Raw genomic sequence first — 18,722 nt, 5'->3', positions numbered from 1 at the left:
CGGAGGCCCCTCAGCGGGCCGACTGGTGCTTCTCGTGCGCGAGCCGCAGGCCCTGGACGGTGAGGTCGGGGTCACGCTCGCCCACCGAGCGGCAGCTGTCCACGACCAGGGGGTGCAGGCCGCCGGTGGCCACCACGACCGGGCCGACCCCGAAGGTGGCCATCAGCTCGGCGGCGACCCGGTCGACCAGGCCGTCGACCAACCCGGCGAACCCGAGCACGACGCCGGACTGCAGCGCGGCCACGGTGTTCTTGCCGATGGCCTTGGCCGGCACGGTCAGCTCCACCGAGCGCAGCTGGGCGGCCCGGGCGGCGAGGGCGTCCAGCGACACCTCCACGCCCGGGGCCAGGGCCCCGCCGAGGAACTGGCCGGCCGGACCCACGGCGTCCACGGTGGTCGAGGTGCCGAAGTCGACGACGACGACCGGTCGGCCCGTGCCGTCGGGTCGCCGGCCGTACAGCTCGTGGGCGGCCAGTGCGGTGACCACCCGGTCGGCGCCGACCTCGCGCGGGTTGTCCACGTGCAGCGGCACCCCGGTGCGCACGCCGGGGCCGATGAGGGTGACCGGGACGTCGAGGCGGTCCAGCAGCTGGCGCAGCACCGGCAGCAGCTGGGGCACGGTGGAGCAGGCGGCGACCCCGGTGACCTCGGCGTCGCGGAGCAGGCCGCGCCACAGCAGCTGGATCTCGTCGACGGTGGCCCGCGGCTGGGTGCGCACGCGCCAGCAGCCGGACACGCGGTCGCCGTCGAAGGTGGCCAGCACGGTGTGGCTGTTGCCGACGTCCACGCACAGCAGCGTCATGCCGGCCGCAGGTCCAGCGCGAGGTCCAGGATGGGCGAGCTGTGGGTGAGCGCGCCGACCGACAGGTAGTCGACCCCCGTCGCGGCCACCTCGCGGGCCACGGCCAGGGTGAGCCCGCCGGTGGCCTCGGTCTCGGCCCGGCCGGCGACGGCCGCCACGGCCGCGCGCAGGACGTCGGGGGGCATGTTGTCCAGCAGCAGGAAGTCCGCCCCGGCCTCGACCGCCTCGACCGCCTGGGCCACGGTGTCCGCCTCGACCTGCACGGTCACCCGGGGCGCCCGCTCGCGGACGGCGGCCACGGCGGCGGCCACCGACCCGGCGGCGGCGACGTGGTTGTCCTTGATCATCGCGACGTCGTAGAGGCCCATGCGCTTGTTCGAGCCGCCGCCGCAGCGCACCGCGTACTTCTCCAGCGGCCGCAGCAGCGGGGTGGTCTTGCGGGTGTCCAGCACGACGGCGCCGGTGCCCGCCACGGCGTCGACCCAGGCCCGGGTGGCGGTGGCGATGCCCGAGGCCCGGCTGGCGATGTTCAGCGCCGAGCGCTCGGCGGCCAGCAGCGCGCGCACGTGGCCGGAGATCGTGAGCAGCACGTCACCGCGGCGGACGACGTCCCCGTCCGCCGCGCCGGCCACGATCGTGGCCGAGGGCGAGAGCCGGGCGAACACCCGGGCCGCGACCGGCAGACCGGCCACCACGCCGTCGGCCCGGGCGACCAGGTCGGCGGTGCCGCGCTGGGTGGCCGGCACCGTGGCCGCGCTGGTGACGTCGTGGGCGACGGCTTGGTCGGGGGCGTGCGGCAGCGGGGAGCCGCCGGTGAGGTCCTCGGCCAGGGTGCGCTCGACCAGGTCGGTCACCCAGGCCTCGTCCAGGCCCGTGCCGGTGAGGTCGCGGGGGTCCGGGCGGGTCGCGGGGGCGGGGACGGCGCTCACCAGTGCACCTCCGGGGGCGTGCCGACGGGGCGGGGGGTGAGCTGCAGCGAGCCGTCGCCGTGCAGCCGGACGTCCAGGTGCACCCGCCAGGCGTCGTCGGCGTCGGGGTGGTCCTCGCGCCAATGGCAGCCGCGGGTCTCCTCGCGGGCGCCGGCCGCGGCGGTCAGCGCGGTCGCGACCGTGAGCAGGTCGGTGGCCTCCCAGGCGGGGACGCCGGGCTCGGCCTCGCCCAGCAGGCCGGCGACCGCGGCGAGCTCGCCCGCGGCCTGCACCAGGCCGGCCCCGCTGCGCAGGGCTCCCACGCGGGCCGACATCGTGGCGGTGAGCCGGCCGCGCGCGGCGGGGTCGAGCAGGCCGTCGAGGTGGGCCACCTGCGGCGGCACGGGCTCGGGCACCGGCAGCTCGGCGGCCAGCGCGGCGCCGATCCGGCCGGCGAACACCAGCCCCTCGAGCAGCGAGTTCGAGGCCAGCCGGTTGGCCCCGTGCACCCCGGTGCAGGCGACCTCGCCGCAGGCGTACAGCCCGGGGACCGTCGTGCGGCCGGCGAGGTCGGTGACCAGCCCCCCGGAGGCGTAGTGCGCCGCCGGCGTGACCGGGACCAGCTCGGTGACCGGGTCGACGCCGGCCTCCCGGCAGCGGGCCACGATCGTGGGGAACCGGTCGGCCAGGCCCTCGACGTGCCGGGCGTCGAGGAACACGTGGTCGGTGCCGTCGCGCAGCTGCACGCGGGTGATGGCCTTGGCGACGACGTCGCGGGGGGCCAGCTCGGCCAGCGGGTGCACCCCGACCATGAACCGCTCGCCGGCGGCGTCGCGCAGCAGGGCACCCTCGCCGCGCAGCGCCTCGGACACCAGGGGCTGCTGACCGCGGGCATCGGGACCCAGGTAGAGCGCGGTGGGGTGGAACTGGACGAACTCGAGGTCCGTCGCGGTCGCCCCGGCCCGCAGGCCCAGCGCGACGCCGTCGCCCGTGGAGACCGACGGGTTGGTGGTCGCGGCGTAGACCTGCCCCATGCCGCCGGTGGCCAGCACCACAGCCCGCGAGCGCACCGCGCCCACGCCGTCGGCGGTGCCCTCGCCCAGGACGTGCAGGGTGACCCCGGCCGCGCGGCCGGCGCCGTCGGTCACCAGGTCCAGCACCATCGCGTGCTCGACGAGGGTGATCCCCGGGTCGGCGGTGACGGCGGTGTGCAGGGCGCGCTGCACCTCGGCCCCGGTGGCGTCGCCGCCGGCGTGCACGATGCGGTCGGCGTGGTGGCCTCCCTCGCGGGTGAGCAGCAACCGGCCGTCGGCCCCGCGGTCGAAGGCCGCGCCCCAGCTGATCAGCTCGCGCAGCCGGTCGGGCCCCTCGGTGACCAGCGCGTGCACCGCGTCGGGCTCGCACAGCCCGACCCCGGCGGTCTCGGTGTCCGCGGCGTGCGCGGCCGGGCTGTCGGTCTCGGCGAGCACCGCCGCGATGCCGCCCTGCGCCCAGCGGGTGGAGCCGTCGTCCACCTCGACCTTGGTGACCACGGCGACCGAGAGCCCCGCGGCCCGGGCGTGCAGGGCCACGCACAGCCCGGCGACGCCGGAGCCCACCACGCAGACGTCGGCGGTGAGCTCCCAGCCCGGGGCCGGCGCGGCCAGCCGTACGGGCAGGCTGGTCAGGAGGGGAGGGCCCAGGACCGGGCCGGCCAGCGTCACCGCCGGACCGTATCCCCCCGCACCAGCTCGTTGCCGGCCACACCGGGCGGCGGGGCCGCGGGGTCCGCGCCCAGCTCCACCACGCGGTTGGCGGCGTCGACGTGCACGACCCGCGGCAGGTGGCCCTTCGCCTCGGCGTCGTCCATCAGGCCGTAGCTGATCAGGATGACCAGGTCGCCCGGGTGCACCAGGTGCGCGGCGGCCCCGTTGATGCCGAGCACGCCGCTCCCCCGCCGGCCCGGGATCACGTAGGTCTCGAGCCGGGCGCCGTTGGTGACGTCGACGATCGCGACCTGCTCGCCGGGCAGCAGGTCGGCGGCGTCCATCAGGTCCTCGTCGACGGTCACCGAACCCACGTAGTGCAGGTCGGCCTGGGTGACCGTGGCCCGGTGGATCTTCGACCGGAGCATCGTGCGCATCATCGGGGTCCTCCCAGCTCGACGGCGGTGTTGTCGATCAACCGGGTGCTGCCCGCGCGGGCGGCGACCAGCAGCCGGGCTGGTCCGTCGTCCGGGACGGCCCCCAACGTCGGGTCGGTCAGCGCCAGGTAGTCCAGCTGCAGGTCGGGGGCGCCGTGCAGGACGGCCCGGGCAGCCGCCAGGACCGCCGTCCCGCCGTCGGGCCCGGCAGCCGCGCCGGCCCGGAGGGCGGCCGACAGGGCGGCGGCGGCGCTGCGCTGGTCGGGGTCCAGGAAGCGGTTGCGGGAGGACAGCGCCATGCCGTCGTCCTCGCGGACGGTCGGGACGCCGACCACCTGCACCCCCAGCGCCAACTCGCGGGACAACGCCCGGATCAGCGTGAGCTGCTGGTAGTCCTTCTCGCCGAACACCGCGACGTCGGGCCGGACCAGCCCGAACAGCTTCGCGACCACCGTGAGCACACCGGCGAAGTGCCCGGGCCGGACCGCGCCCTCGAGCACGTCGCCCAGCGGGCCGGGGTGGACGACGACGCCGACCGCGCCGTCGGGGTAGACCTCGTCGACGCCGGGGTGGAAGACCACGTCGGCGCCCTCCTCGGCGAGCGCCGCGAGGTCGGCGTCCCAGGTGCGGGGGTAGCGGTCGAAGTCCTCGCCCGGCCCGAACTGGGTGGGGTTGACGAACACCGAGACGACGACGCTGCCGCCCAGCGTGCGGGCGTGCCGCACCAGCGCGCGGTGCCCCTCGTGCAGCGCCCCCATGGTGGGCACCAGCACGACCGGACCGGGCAGGTCGGCGACCAGCTTGCGCAGCTCCACGACGGTCTCGGCCACGGCGATGCTCATGAGGGCACCTCCACACCGTCGAGCAGGTCGGTGAGCGGCTGCGCCTCGTGCGGCTTGAGCCGGCCGGCGGCCTGCGCCCGCTCGGTGGTGCGGCGGGCCATGGCGACGTACCCGGCGACGGCGGCGGGCGCCCGCTGCGTCAGCGCCGCCACGTGGCCGGCCACCGTGCCGACGTCGCCGCGGCTGACCGGACCGGTGAGCCCGGCGTCGCCCCGGCGCAACCCGTTGTGCAGGGCCGCGCCCAGCAGCGGGCCCAGCACCCGGGCCGGCTGGTCGACGCCGGCGGTGCGCAGCAGGTCCGCGGCCTCGGCGACCAGGGTGACCAGGTGGTTGGCGCCGGTGACCAGCGCTGCGTGGTAGAGCACCCGGTCGGTCTCGGCGACCCAGAACGGCTCGCCGCCCATCTCGAGCACCACGGTCTCGGCCACGGGCCGGTGCTCGGGGAGGCTGGTGACCCCGAACGGCGTGCCGGCCAGCCGGTCGAGGTCCTCGGGCCCGCCGGAGAAGGTCATCGCGGGGTGCAGGGCCAGGCCCAGCACGCCCGCGGCCTGCGCCGGGGCGAGGACGGCGAGCCCGTGGGCACCCGAGGTGTGGAAGGCCAGCTGACCGCGGCGCCAGACGCCCGTCTCGGCCAGCCCGGCGACCAGCCCCGGGAGGGCGTCGTCCGGGACGGCGAGGACGACGAGGTCCGACGCGGCGACGACCTCGTCGGTGGGCAGCAGCGGCACCCCGGGCAGCAGGCGCTGCGCGCGGTCCTGCGAGGCGGCGGACAGGCCGGCGGCGGCGACCACCTGGTGCCCGGCGGCGGCGAGCGCGGCCCCCAGCACGGCACCGACCCGGCCGGCGCCGACCACGCCGACGCGGAGGCGGGCGGGGGCATCGGGGCCCGGGGACGCGGTACGGCGGAACTGCTTCATCGGTGCACCTCTCGTTCCAGTCCCTGACGGGTACCGGACTACTCGGCGATGCCGGGGCCTCCTCGTCGAGGGCCCGGGTGGTGCTGGTGGCCCGACGACCCCGCTGCGGCGTGCTGCCACGCGGATGTCGTGCCGATGGCGAGTGTGTTACCCGGGTGCACGCCCGGCAACGCCTGCCCGGTGTGCGTTGACTCACCACCGCGCGCCGGGACGGCGGTGGCTACGGTGCGGACGTGACCGACGCAGCCGCGGCATCGACGCCGCCCGCCCGAACCGACCCGACGTCCTTCGCCGGCCGGACCGCCCTGGTGACCGGCGCCAGCCGGGGCATCGGCCTGGCCATAGCCCGGTCGTTGGTCGACCGCGGCGCCCGGGTGGTGCTCACCGCCCGCAAGCCCGACGTGCTGGCCGAGGCGGTGGAGTCCCTCGGCGGCCCCGAGGTGGCCGTCGCGGTCCCCGGCAACGCGGCGGACCCCGAGCACCGCGCCGAGGCCGTGCGCACCGCCGTCGACACCTTCGGCAGCCTGGACCACCTGGTCGGCAACGTCGGCATCAACCCGGTGTACGGCCCGCTGCTGGACACCCCGCTCGACGCCTTCCGCAAGATCCTGGACACCAACGTCGTGGGCACCCTCGGCCTCGTGCAGGAGGCCCACCGGGCCTGGCTGGGCGAGCACGGCGGCTCGGTGCTGATCGTGGCCTCGGTCGCCGGGCTGAAGTCCAGCCAGGGCATCGCCGCCTACGGCGTCAGCAAGGCGGCGCTGGTGAACCTGACCACCCAGCTGGCCGTCGAGCTCGGCCCGCAGCGCATCCGGGTCAACGCCGTCGCCCCGGCCGTGGTGAAGACCCGCTTCGCCGAGGCGCTGTTCACCGGCCGCGAGGACGAGGTCTCCCGGCAGTACCCGATCGGCCGCCTCGGCGTCCCCGAGGACATCGGCGAGGCCGGGGCCTACCTGCTCTCCGACGCCGCGGCCTGGGTCACCGGCCAGACCCTGGTGCTCGACGGCGGCGCGCTCTCCCAGGGCCCGATCTAGGTGAAGACCCCCTCGCCCCCCCACGACGCGCTACGCACGCCGCGGGGCCCTGCGAGGGGGCCGTTCCATCAGGTGCCGAGCACGCGGGCGAGGACGTCGTCGTCGCCCGCGTCGTCGTCCTCGCGGTAGCGGCGCCGCCGCCGGCCGCCGAGCGTGGACCCGGACTCCGCGAGGATCTCGGTCAGCCGCTGGTGGCCGGCGGTCTCGTACACGTCGGGCTCGTGCTCGGGCTCGGCCGGCGCCGGCGGTGGCTCCTCGGGGGCCCGCCGGCTGTGCGGGGTGGCCGCGGGGCCGGGCGCACCCCACAGCTGGGTCGCGGGCGCCGTCGGACCGGGCTGCGCGGGCTCGGCAGCGCGTGCGGGCTCGACGGTCGGGGTCGGGGTCGGGGTCGGGGTCGGCGTCGGGGGCGGCACCACCGGCTGCTCGGCGGTGCCGTGCCGGGCGGCGCTGTCGGCCCGGGCGACCCGGTCGTCACGGGTGGGGCTCGCGTGCCGGGACGGCAGCTCGACCGGGCGCTCGACCGGGTCGACCGCGGGCTCGCGGGGGGCCAGCCACGCGAAGGGCGAGGGCAGCTCGTCGGCCGGCCGGGGCGCCGGGTGCGGGACCGGCGGCGGCTGGACGCGGGAGACGAGGTCGTCGTCCGTGCCGGCCGGGGCCGGGGACCAGTCGGTCACCGCGTCGCCGTCGATGAACCCGGTGCCCGCACCGCCCAGCTCGGGCCGCTCGGCCGGCATGCGGATCGACTGGGTGCGCATGACGATCCGCTCGACCAGCATCTCGCCGGACAGCTGCTCGGTGAGCTCGTGGCGCAGCCGACCCATGTCGGCGCGCAGCTCGCCCAGGCCGGCCAGCTGGTCGCGCAGGCCGGCCAGCGACGCCAGGTCGGCCCGCAGCTTGTCCATCTCGGCCCGCATGGCCTCCTGGGTCTCGCGGCGGAGCTGGTTCTCCAGCTTCAGCTCGTACTCCCGCCGGGCGGCGACCTCGCGCTCGAGCTCGAGCGCGTAGGCCTGGCGCAGCTCGTTCTCGCGCCCCTCGGCCACGGCCTGGTCGGTCTTGCGCCGCCCGGCGGAGAACGCGGCGATCACGAAGGCCCAGGCGACGGCGATGACGGCCAGCCGCAGGTAGAGCGCGTTGTCGGTGAGGAAGACCGCGAGGGTGGCCGCGATGGCCAGCGCGAACCCCAGCACCAGGCCGGTGATGCGCACGACCGGGGACATCCGCGACGTCGCCGGACGGGGTCGCGGCACGCCCGCACCCAGGTCAGCCGCCCCGCCAGTCACGGGCAAGAGGGTACGGGTCGCGTGTGACGGTCCGGTCCCGGTCGCCGCGTCGCCGGTCGGGCCGCCCGCTGGCAGGCTGGGGCCGGTGACCCTCTCCCTGCTGGACTGGCGCCGTCGGGTGCACACCCTCTACGCCACCGCCCGTGCCGCCGACGACCCCGAGGCCGGGTGGGCCGGCTGGCGGTCCGGTCGCGACGAGCTGTTCGCCCGGCACCCGGACTCGCCCCTCTCGGCCGCGGGGCGGGCCTCGTTCACCGGCCTGCCGGTCGCGCCCTACGACCCGGACCTGCGGTTCCGCACCCGGGTGGAGGACGCCGAGCCCCAGCGCCTGGAGCTGCCGACCGCCGACGACGGCGTCGTCCCGATGGACCGCATCGGCACCGTGGCGCTGGGCGACCTGGGCCGGCTGGACGTCTGGTGGCTGGGCGGCTACGGCGGCGGGGTGTTCCTGCCGCTGCGCGACGGCTCGGCCGGGCGGACCACCTACGGCGGCGGTCGCTACCTGCTGGACACCATCAAGGGCGCCGACCTCGGCTCGGACGACGGCCACCTGGTGGTCGACCTGAACTTCGCCTACCACCCCAGCTGCACCTACGACCCGCGCTGGTCGTGCCCGCTCCCCCAGGCCGGCAACCGGCTGGACGCGGTGGTCGCCGCCGGCGAGCAGCTCCCCGCCGGCGGCTCCTGGTACTAGGAGGACCCCCTCGCCCCCCGCGACGCGCTCCGCACGCCGCGGGTCCCTGCGAGGGGGCCGTTCCAGCAGCTACTGGGCCAGGATCGGGTCGGTGGAGAGGACCTGGGCCATCGAGATCTGGCCCTGGATGAGCGCCTGGTTGGTCGCGGCGCCCAGGTCGTAGTCGCCCAGCGAGGCGAACCGGAAGCCGTAGACGTCCTCGAGACCGATCTGGCAGAACGGCCGGGTCGGGCACTCGGGGGTGGCCCCCAGGACCAGCGAGCCGTCGGAGCAGGCCTCGGCCAGCTCGGACATCGTGGTGATGCCGCCGAGCTGCTCCTGCAGGGCGACGGTGATGGCGAAGGCGTTGCTGTCCTCGGCCTCGGCCGGCTCGCCGAAGGTCAGCCCGGCCGGGGTGCCCAGGCCGCGCAGGGTCTCGACGCTGGCGTCCAGGTCGCCGGAGACGACGGCCTCGTCGGGGTTGCCGTCGAGGTACTCGGCGACCGTGCCGACGTACTCGGGGAAGACCTGGAACTGACCGGCCTGCAGGGCCGGCAGGTAGGCCTCGCGCTGGCCGACGGTCTGCACCGTGGCGGTGAACCCGGCGTTGTTCAGCGCCCCGGCGTAGACGTTGGCCAGGATCTGGCTCTCGGTGAAGCTCGCGGCCCCGACGGTGACGGCGCCGCTGCCGGTGACGCCCGAGCCCAGGTCGTTGTCATCGACGTAGGCGGCGGCCGCGTCGGTGACGCTCTTGCGCTCGACGTCCACGGCGGCGTTGAGGCCGACCAGGTCGTCGGTGGTGAGGACGGCGGAGACGGTGTTCAGCGCGTCCATCGCGGTCGGGTTGGCCTCGGCGTAGGCCGTCTCCAGCGCCGGGATGATGTTGTCGACGGCCTGGAGCTCCTTGTCGTCCTCCATCACCACGAGCTGGTCGTCGGCGATGGGCGCGCAGGCGTCGCCGGAGGCCTGGCCGCCGGAGGAGCCGCCGCCCCCGTTGCCGGAGGAGCCCGACTCGCCGCAGGCGGCGGTGGCCAGCACGGCGGCCAGGGCGAAGGTGGTGGTGAGGGTGCGGGCGCGCATGTGGTCCGCCTTCTGTGTCCCGCGTCCCGGGCAGGGACGACGCGTGTCCGGCGGGAGGTGTCCCGCGGCCCCTGAGGGAACCCTGTGGGCCACGACCAGCGCAAATCCCGCGGGACACCGTGACCACTTCGTTGCCTCCGGGAACGCCACGAGGCGGACACCCCGTCCGGGGTGCCCGCCTCGCAACAGGATGGAACGGCCTCGTCGCAGGGGCCCGCAGCGCGCGAAGCGTGCTGTGGGGGGCGACGAGGTCCTCTATTGGGCGAAGACCGGGTCCGTCGAGAGGGCCAGGGCCAGCGAGATCTCACCCTGCTTGAGGGCGTTGTTCGTCGGCGCGCCGAGGTCGTAGTCGTTGACCTGGGCGAACTTCAGGCCGTAGACCTCCTCGAGACCGGGCTGGCAGAAGGGCCGCGTCGGGCACTCCGGGGTGCCGCCCAGCACCAGCGAGCCGTCGGAGCAGGCCTCGGCCAGCTCGGACAGGGTGGTGATGCCGCCGAGCTGGTCCTGCAGCGTCGTGGTGATCGCGAAGGCGTTCTCGTCGGCCGCCTCGGCCGGCTCGCCGAAGGTCAGGCCCACGGCCGAGCCCAGCGGCCGCAGGGCCTCGACGGTGGCGTCCAGGTCGGAGCTGGCCACCGCCTTGTCGGGGTCGCCGTCGAGGTACTCGGTCAGCGTGCCGACGTACTCGGGGAAGACGTCGAACTCACCGCGCTCGAGGGCCGGCAGGTAGGTCTCGCGCTGGCCGACGGTCTGCACCGTGGCCGTGTAGCCGGCGGCGGTCAGGGTGTCGGCGTAGACGTTGGCCAGGATCTGGCTCTCGGTGAAGCTGGCCGCGCCGACGACCACCTGGCCGGAACCGGCGGTGGCGTCGGCGCCGAGGTCGTTGTCGCTGACGTAGGCGGCGGCGACGTCCTCGGCGGACTTGCGCTCGATGTCGACGCCGGAGTTCATGGCGACGAGGTCCTCGGTGGTGAGCACCGTGGAGATCGAGCTCAGGACGTCGAGCACACCCGGGTTGGCCTCGGAGTACGCGGTGTTGATGGCCGGGATGATGTTGTCCACGGCCTGCAGGCCCTTGTCGTCCTCGAGGACGACGAGCTGGTCGCCGGCGACCGGCGCGCAGGCCTCGCCGGAGGCCTCGCCGCCCCCGCCGCTGCTGGTGCCCGAGGATCCGGACTCGCCGCAGGCGGCGGTGGCCAGCACCGTGGCGACGGCGAACGTGGTGGTGAGGATGCGGGCGCTCGTGCGCATGTGTCCGCCTTCTGTGTCCCGCGCCCCGCTGGGGGGCGACGCGTGTCTGGCGGGAGGACTCCCGCGGTGCACAACTCAACCCGGCACGCCGGGCCTGCGCAAACGACCGTTGCCGTCCTGTGACCTAGGTGCGGGCGCCGGCCCCGACCAGGTCCTCCCGGCCGTCGGCCGCGGGCAGGTCGACCGGCTCGTCGACCGGCCGGCGGCTGCGGCCACGGGTGAACGGCACCTGCTTCTGCCCGGGGGTCACCGCCCAGCTGACGACGGCCAGCAGCACCTCGGTGAGCAGTGCCAGCAGGGCGACCAGCAGGGCACCGGCCATGACCACGCCGTTGTCCTGGCGGGCGAAGCCGGTGCGGATCACCGAGCCCAGCGTGCCGCCGCCCAGCAGCGCGGCCAGCGTCGCGGTGGCCACGACCTGGACGGCCGCCGTGCGGATGCCGGTCATCATCAGCGGGACGGCGAGCGGGAGCTCGGCCCGGAGGACGACCTGGCGCTCGCTCATGCCCATCGCCCGCGCGGACTCCACGACGTCCCGGTCGACCTCGCGGAAACCGACGTAGGTGTTGGCCAGGACCGGCGGGATCGCGAACACGGTGAGCGCGATGACCGGCGCCCAGATGGTGAACCCGATCGGGGTCACCGCGAAGATCGTCAGGATCGCCAGCGTGGGGACGGCGCGCGAGACGTTGGCCAGGCCGACGGTGATCGCCCCGCCGCGGCCGGTGTGCCCGAGCACCACGGCGACCGGGACGGCGATCACCAGCGCGATGCCCAGCGAGAGCCCGGCGATCTGCAGGTGCTGCCCGGCGAGGTCCAGGATCCCGCGCGGGCGGGTCCAGTTCAGCGGGTCGTTGAGGTAGAGGACGGCGTCCCCGACGACGCTCATGCCGCCACCTCCACGGGCTCGGCGGAGCGCAGGCCGCTCGTGCGGGCGGGCGAGGTGGGCGTCCGGGTCCAGGGGGTGAGCACCCGTTCCAGCAGGGCCAGCAGCTGGTCGGCGACCAGGGCCAGCACCACGCAGGCCAGGGTGCCGAAGACGATCGGTGGCCGGTAGTAGTTCGCGCTGAACCCGTTGACGATGATGATCTGGCCCAGCCCGCCCTGGCCGACCACGACGCCGACGGTCACCAGCGCCACGGTGGAGACGGTGGCGATGCGCAACCCGGCCATGATCGAGGGCAGCGCCAGCGGGATCTCGACCTTCGCCAGCAGCCGCCCGGGGCCGTAGCCCATGCCCCGCGCGGCCTCGACGGCGTCGGCGGGCACGGCCTGCAGCCCGGCCAGGAAGTTGCGCACCAGGATCACCAGCGAGTACAGCACCAGGCCCACGGCCACGGTGGTCTCGGACAGCCCGGTGAACGGGGCGAGGAAGGCGAACATGGCCAGCGACGGGATCGTGTAGACCAGCGTCGAGAGCCCCAGCACCGGCCCGGTGAGGAACCTGCTGCGCCGCGCGAGGAGGGCCAGCGGAAACGCGATGACCGCCCCGATGAGCACCGAGACGACGGTCAACCTGACGTGCTGGACCAACAACGGCATGATGGTGCCCCAGTTGTCGACCACCCACGAGGTGCTGAACCAGGGGTTCGGCGCCGCGTCCACCGCGAGCACCGCCGTACCGCTCGCCGCGCTCATCGAGCGCTCACCAGGAAGGCCACCGCGTGGACGCTACTGCCACCTCTGCCGGGACCACCACCGCTGACGCCGGTCAGGGGGGTGCCGAGGAGATCCGGCTGGAGGGGGTCAGCAAGGTCTACCCCGACGGCTCGGTCGGCGTGCAGGCCCTCGACCTCACCTTCGCCCCGGGCGAGCTGACCGTGCTGGTCGGCCCGTCGGGCTGCGGCAAGACGACCACGATGAAGATGATCAACCGGATCATCGAGCCGAGCACCGGGCGCATCCTGGTCGGCGGCGAGGACGTCACCGAGGTCGACCCGACGCAGCTGCGGCGGCGGATCGGCTACGTCATCCAGAACGTCGGGCTCTTCCCGCACCAGTCCATCCGCACCAACGTCGCGACCGTCCCGAAGCTGCTGGGCTGGGACAAGAAGCGCACGCGGGACCGGGTCGAGGAGCTGCTCAGCACGGTCGGCCTGGACCCCGCCACCTTCGGCGACCGCTACCCGCACCAGCTCTCCGGCGGCCAGCGCCAGCGCGCCGGCGTGGCCCGGGCCCTGGCCGCCGACCCCTCGGTGCTGCTCATGGACGAGCCGTTCTCCGCCGTCGACCCGGTCGTGCGCGAGCGGCTGCAGTCGGAGTTCCTGCGCCTGCAGGAGACCGTGCGCAAGACCATCGTGTTCGTCACCCACGACATCGAGGAGGCCGTGCGCCTCGGCGACCGGATCGCGGTGATGAGCGAGGGCGGCAAGGTCGAGCAGTACGCCACCCCCGCCGAGCTGCTCGGCCGCCCGGCCAGCCCCTTCGTGGCCGACTTCGTCGGGTCCGACCGGGCGCTCAAGCGGCTGGCCGTCACCGGCATCGAGGTCGAGGACCTCGAGCGGCCGCCGGTCGTCCACGTCGCCGACGGGCTGGCCGACGCCCGGGCGGTCCTGGACCGCACCGGCGCGCGGTGGGCGGTGGTCCTGGACGACCAGGAGTCCCTGCACGGCTGGCTGTCGCTGGACCGGGCGCAGGGGTCGGGCACGGTGCGCGAGGTCAGCCGGCGCATGGACGCCTGGGTGCCGGTGGACTCCACGCTGAAGAACGCCTTCGCGATCATGTTGCGCATGGAGGCCGGCTGGGTGGCGGTGCTCGACGGCGACCGGTTCCTCGGCGTCCTCACCCCGGAGTCCCTGCACGCCGCGCTGCGCCGCTCGGTCGACGGCGCGGTCCCCGAGACCGCCGGCTCGGCCCTGGGCTGACCCGGCTCAGTCCTCGGGGGGCACCCGGCAGGCGCGCTCGAGCAGCAGCGCGCCGGCCACCAGGGCCGATGAGCAGACCACCCCGATCCCGGCGGCGACGGCGTCCCCGGACGCCGCGGACAGCCGGCCGACCTGGGTGAGGGTGAAGACCAGGGCGCCCGCCCACAGCCCGGCGAACCCGGCCCCTGCCCAGGCGCTGGCCTGGGCGAGCACGGCCAACCGGGCGACCAGCATGGGCTCCACCGGGTCGAGCGACCGCTGCCCGGGCACCAGCGCGGCCGACTCGCCCGTGCGGGCGGCCCGGCGGCGCTCGCGGTCGTCGGTGAGCCGGGCCAGCAGCGAGCGCGCGCCCAGGCCCTCGGCGACGGCCAGCAGCGCCAGCGGCACCGGCTGCCACCAGTGCAGGGACGGCAGGTCGCCGTACAGGGCGCGGACGACGACCCAACCGAGCACGGCCAGACCCACGGCGACCACGGCGAGGTCCCGGCGGGAGACCGGCCTCATGCCAGCTGCTCCCAGCGCACGACGCCCTCGACGTCCTCGACCGGCAGGTCGGCGAGGAGGTCGCGTGCGCGGCCGTGGCCGGGCAGCTCGGCCGCCGGGTCCAGCGCCAGCCACGGCACCAGGACGAAGGCCCGCTCGTGCGCCCGGGGGTGTGGGAGCGTCAGCGCCGGGTCGTCGGAGAGCACCGGGACGCCGTCGTCGCCGGTCACGGTGACCACGTCGACGTCCAGGGTGCGGGCACCCCACCGGACCTCGCGGGTGCGGCCGGCCACCTGCTCCAGCTCGTGCGCCAGGGCCAGCCACCCGGCGGCGTCCCGGTCACCCCGGACGACGGCGACCGCGTTGAGGAAGGGCGGCTGCTCGACCGGACCCCACGGCGGGGTCTCGTAGAGCACCGACCGGGCCACCAGGCCCTGTCCGGCGAGGGTCTGCAGGGCGGTGCGCAGCGTGCCCGCCCGGTCGCCCAGGTTCGCCCCCAGGGACAGGACGGCGCGGGTCATCGGCGGCGGCTGATCGTGACGGTGACGTCGTCCGCGGGCACGCCGAGGTCGGCCTCGGGCTTGTGCACGGTGATCTGCACGGCGTCGACCAGCGGGTTCGCCAGGCACACGTCGGCCAGCCGCTGGGCGAGGGTCTCGATCAGGTCGACCGGCTCGCCCGTGAGCACCGCGTGCAGCTGCTGGGCCAGCTCGGCGTAGTTCACCGTCAGCGCCAGGTCGTCGCCGGCGGCGGCGGGTGCGGTGTCGACGTCCAGGACGGCGTCGACGGAGAAGGTCTGGCCCTGCTCCCGCTCGACGGCGTACACGCCGTGGTGGGCGTGGGCGGTCAGGCCGCGGACGGCGATCTGGTCAGGCACGGTTCCTCCTGGCTCGGGCATCGCGGACGGCGGCCACGGTACGGACGGCGTCGACCGAGGGTCCCGCGTCGTGCACCCGCACCCCCCAGGCACCGGCCTCGGCGGCCAGCACGGTGGTGGCCAGGGTGGCGGCGTCCCGCTGCTCGGCCGGTCGCGGCGTGCCGTCGGGGTCGGCCAGCAGCCGACCCAGGAAGCTCTTGCGCGAGGCGCCGACCAGCAGCGGCAGCCCGATCCCGACCAGGCGGTCCAGCCCCGCCAGCAGCGCCCAGTTGTGCTCGGCGTTCTTGGCGAACCCCAGGCCGGGGTCCAGGACCAGCTGGGCGGGGTCGACCCCGGCGGCCACGACGTCCTCGACCCGGGCGGTGAGCTCGGCGCAGACCTCGGTGACGACGTCGCCGTAGCGGGCGGCGGCGTACATCTCGCGGCTGTGCCCGCGCCAGTGCATGAGCACCCACGGGACGCCGCGCTCGGCGACCAGCGGGGCCATGCCGGCGTCGGCCAGCCCCCCGCTGATGTCGTTGACCAGCCGCGCACCGGCGTCCAGCGCGGCGGCCGCGACGTCGGCCCGGGTGGTGTCGATGGACACCGCGACCCCGGCGGCGGCCAGCTCCGCGACGACCGGCAGCACCCGGGCGCACTCCTCGGCGGCGTCGACGCGGTGGGCGCCGGGGCGGGTGGACTCCCCGCCGACGTCGACCCAGTCGACGCCCGCGGCGTGCATCGCCAGCCCGTGCTCGATCGCCGGGCCGGCCTGGGCGAAGGTCCCGCCGTCGGAGAACGAGTCGGGGGTGACGTTCAGGACGCCCATGACCCGGCAGCGCCCCTCGGTCATCTGCCCAGGACCAGGCTCATCGCCTCGCTGCGGGTGGCCTGGCTCTCCTTGAAGATGCCGCGCACCGCCGAGGTGAGCGTGCGGGTGCCGGGCTTGCGCACCCCCCGCATGGCCATGCACAGGTGCTCGGCCTCGACCACGACGATCACCCCGCGCGGCTGCAGGCCGGTCATCATCGCGTCGGCGATCTGCTTGGTCATGCGCTCCTGCACCTGCGGGCGGCGGGCGAAGACCTCGACCAGCCGGGCCAGCTTCGACAGCCCGGTCACCCGGCCGTCGGCGCCGGGGATGTAGCCGATGTGCGCGACCCCGTGGAAGGGCACCAGGTGGTGCTCGCAGGTCGAGTACAGCGCGATGTCGCGGACCAGCACCAGCTCGTCGTGGTCCTCGTCGAACACCGTGGACAGGACCTGCACCGGGTCCTGGCGGAGCCCGGCGAAGGTCTCGGCGTAGGCCCGGGCGACCCGGGCCGGGGTCTCCCGCAGCCCGGGTCGGTCGGGGTCCTCTCCCACCGCGATGAGCAGTTCGCGCACCGCTGCCTCGGCCCGGGCGTGGTCGACGCCGTCCTCGGCGTGCGGCACCGGCCGCGGGTCGACGGAGTGGTCGATCACCGGGACTGCGGGGCGCCTGCGTCCCCCACGGGGAGCGGCTTCTCCAGGTCGACCCCGGCCGGCAGCGCACCGCCGCGGGCCTGCTCGGCCGGCGTGAGCACCGGCGGCTGGTCGCTGGGGGTGCGCTTGCCGAAGCCGTTGTACGGGGCGAGCGAGGGCCGCTTGACCACACCGGCGCAGATGCGGGCCATGTCCTCCTTGGACAGGGTCTCCTTCTCGATCAGCTCGAGCACCAGGCGGTCCAGCACGTCGCGGTGCTCGACCAGGATCTCCCACGCCTCGTCGTGCGCGGCCTCGATGAGGGCCCGCACCTCGGAGTCGATGTCGGCGGCGACGGCCTCGGAGTACCCCGGCCGCGAGCCCATGTCGCGGCCCATGAACGGCTCGGCGTCGGAGCTGCCGTACTTGACCGCGCCGAGCTTGGCGCTCATGCCGTACTCGGTGACCATCGACTTGGCCATGGAGGTGGCCTTCTCGATGTCGTTGCCGGCGCCGGTGGTGGGCTCGTGGAAGACCAGCTCCTCGGCGGCGCGACCACCCAGGGCGTAGGCCAGGGTGTCGATCATCTCCGAGCGGGTCTGGGTGTACTTGTCCTCCGTCGGCAGCACCAGGGTGTGCCCCAGCGACCGCCCGCGCGGCAGGATCGTCACCTTGTGCACCGGGTCCAGGTTGGGCAGTGCGTGCGCCACCAGGGCGTGCCCGCCCTCGTGGTAGGCGGTGACCTTCTTCTCCTTCTCGCTCATCGCCCGGGTCTTGCGCTCGGGACCGGCGAGCACGCGGTCGATGGCCTCCTCGAGGGCGGCATCGGTGATCTCGGTGCCGCCGTGCCGCGCGGTGAGCAGCGCGGCCTCGTTGAGCACGTTGGCCAGGTCGGCGCCGGTGAAGCCCGGCGTGCGGCGGGCCAGGGTCTGCAGGTCGACGTCGGCGGCCAGCGGCTTGCCGGTGGCGTGCACCTTGAGGACGGCGACGCGGCCGAGCAGGTCGGGGCGGTCGACGGCGATCTGCCGGTCGAAGCGGCCCGGACGCAGCAGCGCGGGGTCGAGGATGTCGGGCCGGTTCGTGGCGGCGATCATGATCACGCCGCCCTTGACGTCGAAGCCGTCCATCTCGACCAGCATCTGGTTGAGGGTCTGCTCGCGCTCGTCGTGCCCGCCGCCCATGCCGGCCCCGCGGTGCCGGCCGACGGCGTCGATCTCGTCGATGAAGATGATCGCCGGGGCGTTGGTCTTGGCCTGCTCGAACAGGTCGCGCACCCGGCTGGCGCCGACGCCGACGAACATCTCGACGAAGTCCGAGCCGGAGATCGAGTAGAACGGCACCCCGGCCTCGCCGGCGACGGCGCGGGCCAGCAGGGTCTTGCCGGTGCCGGGCGGGCCGAACAGCAGCACGCCCTTGGGGATCTTCGCGCCGATGGCCTGGTACTTGACCGGGTTCTGCAGGAAGTCCTTGATCTCGTGGAGCTCCTCGATGGCCTCGTCCGCGCCGGCGACGTCGGCGAACGTGGTCTTCGGGCTGTCCTTGCTGACCGCCTTGGCCTTGCTCTTGCCGAAGGCCATCACGCCGCGGCCGCCGCCCTGCATCGAGCTGAACAGCCAGAACAGCAGGCCCAGGATGATGAGGAAGGGCAGGAAGCTGATCAGGATCGACGTCAGCACGTTGTCCTGCGTGACGTTGGTGTCGAAGTCGACCCCGCTGTCGGAGCTGCCGGAGGAGTTCGCGTCGGCGCCGCTGACCAGGTCGTAGATCTGGGAGTCCGCACCCGCCGGGTAGTAGGCGGTGATCTTGGACGAGCCGTCGACGGCCGACTTCAGGTCGATGTCGAGGGTCTGCTCGCGGTCGTTGATCGTGACGCTGTCGACGTTGTCGCTGCTGAACTGGGCGAGCGCCGTGGAGGTCGAGACCTCCTTGTAGTCGCTGCCACCGGTGAAGGACTGGACGCCGATCGCGACCACCAGCACCACGAGCGCGACCCAGAACCAGACCGACCGGAAGATCTTCTTACGTTCCATACACCGATGCCGGGCGGCCGGGGGGAACCCCGGGATGCCCGTCGACCCTCCTGCTCGTCCGGGGGACGCCGCGCGACCCGAGGTCTCCTGCGTCGCGAGGGGCGACGTCGTCCGGCCGACGGTACACCGGAGACGCTGTG

Annotated in this window: 20 protein-coding genes; 3 read left to right on the top strand and 17 right to left on the bottom strand. The window is 75.0% G+C overall.

Annotated features, from left to right (window positions below; all coding sequences use genetic code 11):
- Positions 1-10: 10 nt before the first annotated feature.
- From BLS67_RS14325 to BLS67_RS14300, 6 genes are read right to left on the bottom strand one after another with little or no spacing between them, the layout of a single operon-like run.
- Complete coding sequence (locus tag BLS67_RS14325) at positions 11-802, bottom strand: type III pantothenate kinase (RefSeq protein ID WP_091246350.1); 792 nt, start codon at positions 800-802, stop codon at positions 11-13.
- Entirely contained in the window at positions 799-1,731 is a 933-nt protein-coding gene (gene nadC / locus BLS67_RS14320) for a carboxylating nicotinate-nucleotide diphosphorylase (protein ID WP_207500588.1), read from the bottom strand. Before nadC ends, BLS67_RS14325 begins: the two co-directional genes overlap by 4 nt.
- Positions 1,728-3,413: an L-aspartate oxidase gene (locus BLS67_RS14315; protein ID WP_242654087.1), complete on the bottom strand. Its 1,686-nt coding sequence runs from the start codon at positions 3,411-3,413 to the stop codon at positions 1,728-1,730. Before BLS67_RS14315 ends, nadC begins: the two co-directional genes overlap by 4 nt.
- Positions 3,410-3,832 carry an aspartate 1-decarboxylase gene (gene panD, locus BLS67_RS14310; RefSeq protein WP_278247137.1) on the bottom strand — a complete coding sequence of 141 codons (423 nt, stop codon included), beginning with the start codon at positions 3,830-3,832 and terminating at the stop codon, positions 3,410-3,412. The genes BLS67_RS14315 and panD overlap by 4 nt, the downstream gene beginning before the upstream one ends.
- The gene (gene panC, locus BLS67_RS14305) at positions 3,832-4,674 is read right to left on the bottom strand and encodes a pantoate--beta-alanine ligase (protein ID WP_091246347.1); all 843 of its coding nucleotides are present in this window, start codon (positions 4,672-4,674) and stop codon (positions 3,832-3,834) included. Before panC ends, panD begins: the two co-directional genes overlap by 1 nt.
- Entirely contained in the window at positions 4,671-5,591 is a 921-nt protein-coding gene (locus BLS67_RS14300) for a Rossmann-like and DUF2520 domain-containing protein (RefSeq protein WP_091246345.1), read from the bottom strand. The genes panC and BLS67_RS14300 overlap by 4 nt, the downstream gene beginning before the upstream one ends.
- A 233-nt stretch (positions 5,592-5,824) precedes the next feature.
- On the opposite strand from BLS67_RS14300, the gene BLS67_RS14295 reads away from it, so the two are divergent.
- A complete protein-coding gene (locus BLS67_RS14295) occupies positions 5,825-6,625 on the top strand; it encodes an SDR family oxidoreductase (RefSeq protein WP_091246343.1) in 801 nt (266 codons plus the stop codon).
- 68 nt (positions 6,626-6,693) lie between these two features.
- Here the strand turns inward: BLS67_RS14295 and BLS67_RS14290 are convergent, their stop codons facing one another.
- Positions 6,694-7,872 carry a DUF6779 domain-containing protein gene (locus BLS67_RS14290; RefSeq protein WP_165617579.1) on the bottom strand — a complete coding sequence of 393 codons (1,179 nt, stop codon included), beginning with the start codon at positions 7,870-7,872 and terminating at the stop codon, positions 6,694-6,696.
- Between the two features lie 118 nt (positions 7,873-7,990).
- On the opposite strand from BLS67_RS14290, the gene BLS67_RS14285 reads away from it, so the two are divergent.
- Complete coding sequence (locus BLS67_RS14285) at positions 7,991-8,599, top strand: DUF1684 domain-containing protein (protein WP_207500587.1); 609 nt, start codon at positions 7,991-7,993, stop codon at positions 8,597-8,599.
- A gap of 69 nt (positions 8,600-8,668) precedes the next feature.
- On the opposite strand, the gene BLS67_RS14280 is transcribed toward BLS67_RS14285, so the two are convergent.
- The 4 genes from BLS67_RS14280 to BLS67_RS14265 all read right to left on the bottom strand — a co-directional run bounded on the left by BLS67_RS14280 (position 8,669) and on the right by BLS67_RS14265 (position 12,544).
- Positions 8,669-9,658, bottom strand: a complete 990-nt coding sequence (locus BLS67_RS14280) for a glycine betaine ABC transporter substrate-binding protein (protein ID WP_091246340.1) — start codon at positions 9,656-9,658, stop codon at positions 8,669-8,671.
- 255 nt (positions 9,659-9,913) lie between these two features.
- Positions 9,914-10,906 (bottom strand): glycine betaine ABC transporter substrate-binding protein, encoded by a 993-nt coding sequence (locus BLS67_RS14275; protein ID WP_091246337.1) that lies wholly within the window; start codon positions 10,904-10,906, stop codon positions 9,914-9,916.
- Positions 10,907-11,030: 124 nt separating this feature from the next.
- Positions 11,031-11,795, bottom strand: coding sequence for an ABC transporter permease (locus BLS67_RS14270; protein WP_091246335.1), 765 nt, complete (start codon positions 11,793-11,795; stop codon positions 11,031-11,033).
- Positions 11,792-12,544 carry an ABC transporter permease gene (locus BLS67_RS14265; RefSeq protein WP_091246333.1) on the bottom strand — a complete coding sequence of 251 codons (753 nt, stop codon included), beginning with the start codon at positions 12,542-12,544 and terminating at the stop codon, positions 11,792-11,794. The genes BLS67_RS14270 and BLS67_RS14265 overlap by 4 nt, the downstream gene beginning before the upstream one ends.
- A 26-nt stretch (positions 12,545-12,570) precedes the next feature.
- Between BLS67_RS14265 and BLS67_RS14260 the strand changes: the two genes are divergently transcribed.
- Entirely contained in the window at positions 12,571-13,770 is a 1,200-nt protein-coding gene (locus BLS67_RS14260; RefSeq protein ID WP_207500586.1) for an ABC transporter ATP-binding protein, read from the top strand.
- Between the two features lie 6 nt (positions 13,771-13,776).
- Here BLS67_RS14260 and BLS67_RS14255 read toward each other — a convergent pair whose 3' ends face one another.
- Genes BLS67_RS14255 through ftsH form a run of 6 tightly spaced genes read right to left on the bottom strand, consistent with a single transcriptional unit; the run spans position 13,777 to position 18,582 of the window.
- Positions 13,777-14,274, bottom strand: coding sequence for a DUF3180 domain-containing protein (locus BLS67_RS14255; RefSeq protein ID WP_091246331.1), 498 nt, complete (start codon positions 14,272-14,274; stop codon positions 13,777-13,779).
- Positions 14,271-14,774, bottom strand: a complete 504-nt coding sequence (gene folK, locus BLS67_RS14250) for a 2-amino-4-hydroxy-6-hydroxymethyldihydropteridine diphosphokinase (protein WP_091246329.1) — start codon at positions 14,772-14,774, stop codon at positions 14,271-14,273. The genes BLS67_RS14255 and folK overlap by 4 nt, the downstream gene beginning before the upstream one ends.
- Positions 14,771-15,130, bottom strand: a complete 360-nt coding sequence (gene folB / locus BLS67_RS14245) for a dihydroneopterin aldolase (protein ID WP_242654086.1) — start codon at positions 15,128-15,130, stop codon at positions 14,771-14,773. Before folB ends, folK begins: the two co-directional genes overlap by 4 nt.
- Positions 15,123-15,962: a dihydropteroate synthase gene (gene folP, locus BLS67_RS14240; RefSeq protein ID WP_242654085.1), complete on the bottom strand. Its 840-nt coding sequence runs from the start codon at positions 15,960-15,962 to the stop codon at positions 15,123-15,125. Before folP ends, folB begins: the two co-directional genes overlap by 8 nt.
- Complete coding sequence (folE, locus tag BLS67_RS14235) at positions 15,959-16,573, bottom strand: GTP cyclohydrolase I FolE (protein WP_091246324.1); 615 nt, start codon at positions 16,571-16,573, stop codon at positions 15,959-15,961. The genes folP and folE overlap by 4 nt, the downstream gene beginning before the upstream one ends.
- Positions 16,570-18,582 carry an ATP-dependent zinc metalloprotease FtsH gene (gene ftsH / locus BLS67_RS14230; protein WP_091246322.1) on the bottom strand — a complete coding sequence of 671 codons (2,013 nt, stop codon included), beginning with the start codon at positions 18,580-18,582 and terminating at the stop codon, positions 16,570-16,572. The genes folE and ftsH overlap by 4 nt, the downstream gene beginning before the upstream one ends.
- Positions 18,583-18,722: the final 140 nt, after the last annotated feature.

Source organism: Klenkia soli (assembly GCF_900103975.1).
Lineage (GTDB): Bacteria > Actinomycetota > Actinomycetes > Mycobacteriales > Geodermatophilaceae > Klenkia > Klenkia soli.
The sequence above is the reverse complement of the archived record's forward strand: the minus strand, read 5'-3'. Positions and strand labels throughout refer to the sequence as shown.

What these genes read in the sequence shown, in the direction of transcription:
- BLS67_RS14325 (WP_091246350.1), bottom strand. Translation starts at nt 802, where the DNA reads ATGACGCTGCTGTGCGTGGACGTCGGCAACAGCCACACCGTGCTGGCC.
- panD (WP_278247137.1), bottom strand. Translation starts at nt 3,832, where the DNA reads ATGCGCACGATGCTCCGGTCGAAGATCCACCGGGCCACGGTCACCCAG.
- panC (WP_091246347.1), bottom strand. Translation starts at nt 4,674, where the DNA reads ATGAGCATCGCCGTGGCCGAGACCGTCGTGGAGCTGCGCAAGCTGGTC.
- BLS67_RS14300 (WP_091246345.1), bottom strand. Translation starts at nt 5,591, where the DNA reads ATGAAGCAGTTCCGCCGTACCGCGTCCCCGGGCCCCGATGCCCCCGCC.
- BLS67_RS14280 (WP_091246340.1), bottom strand. Translation starts at nt 9,658, where the DNA reads ATGCGCGCCCGCACCCTCACCACCACCTTCGCCCTGGCCGCCGTGCTG.
- BLS67_RS14275 (WP_091246337.1), bottom strand. Translation starts at nt 10,906, where the DNA reads ATGCGCACGAGCGCCCGCATCCTCACCACCACGTTCGCCGTCGCCACG.
- BLS67_RS14270 (WP_091246335.1), bottom strand. Translation starts at nt 11,795, where the DNA reads ATGAGCGTCGTCGGGGACGCCGTCCTCTACCTCAACGACCCGCTGAAC.
- BLS67_RS14265 (WP_091246333.1), bottom strand. Translation starts at nt 12,544, where the DNA reads ATGAGCGCGGCGAGCGGTACGGCGGTGCTCGCGGTGGACGCGGCGCCG.
- BLS67_RS14255 (WP_091246331.1), bottom strand. Translation starts at nt 14,274, where the DNA reads ATGAGGCCGGTCTCCCGCCGGGACCTCGCCGTGGTCGCCGTGGGTCTG.
- folK (WP_091246329.1), bottom strand. Translation starts at nt 14,774, where the DNA reads ATGACCCGCGCCGTCCTGTCCCTGGGGGCGAACCTGGGCGACCGGGCG.
- folP (WP_242654085.1), bottom strand. Translation starts at nt 15,962, where the DNA reads ATGACCGAGGGGCGCTGCCGGGTCATGGGCGTCCTGAACGTCACCCCC.
- ftsH (WP_091246322.1), bottom strand. Translation starts at nt 18,582, where the DNA reads ATGGAACGTAAGAAGATCTTCCGGTCGGTCTGGTTCTGGGTCGCGCTC.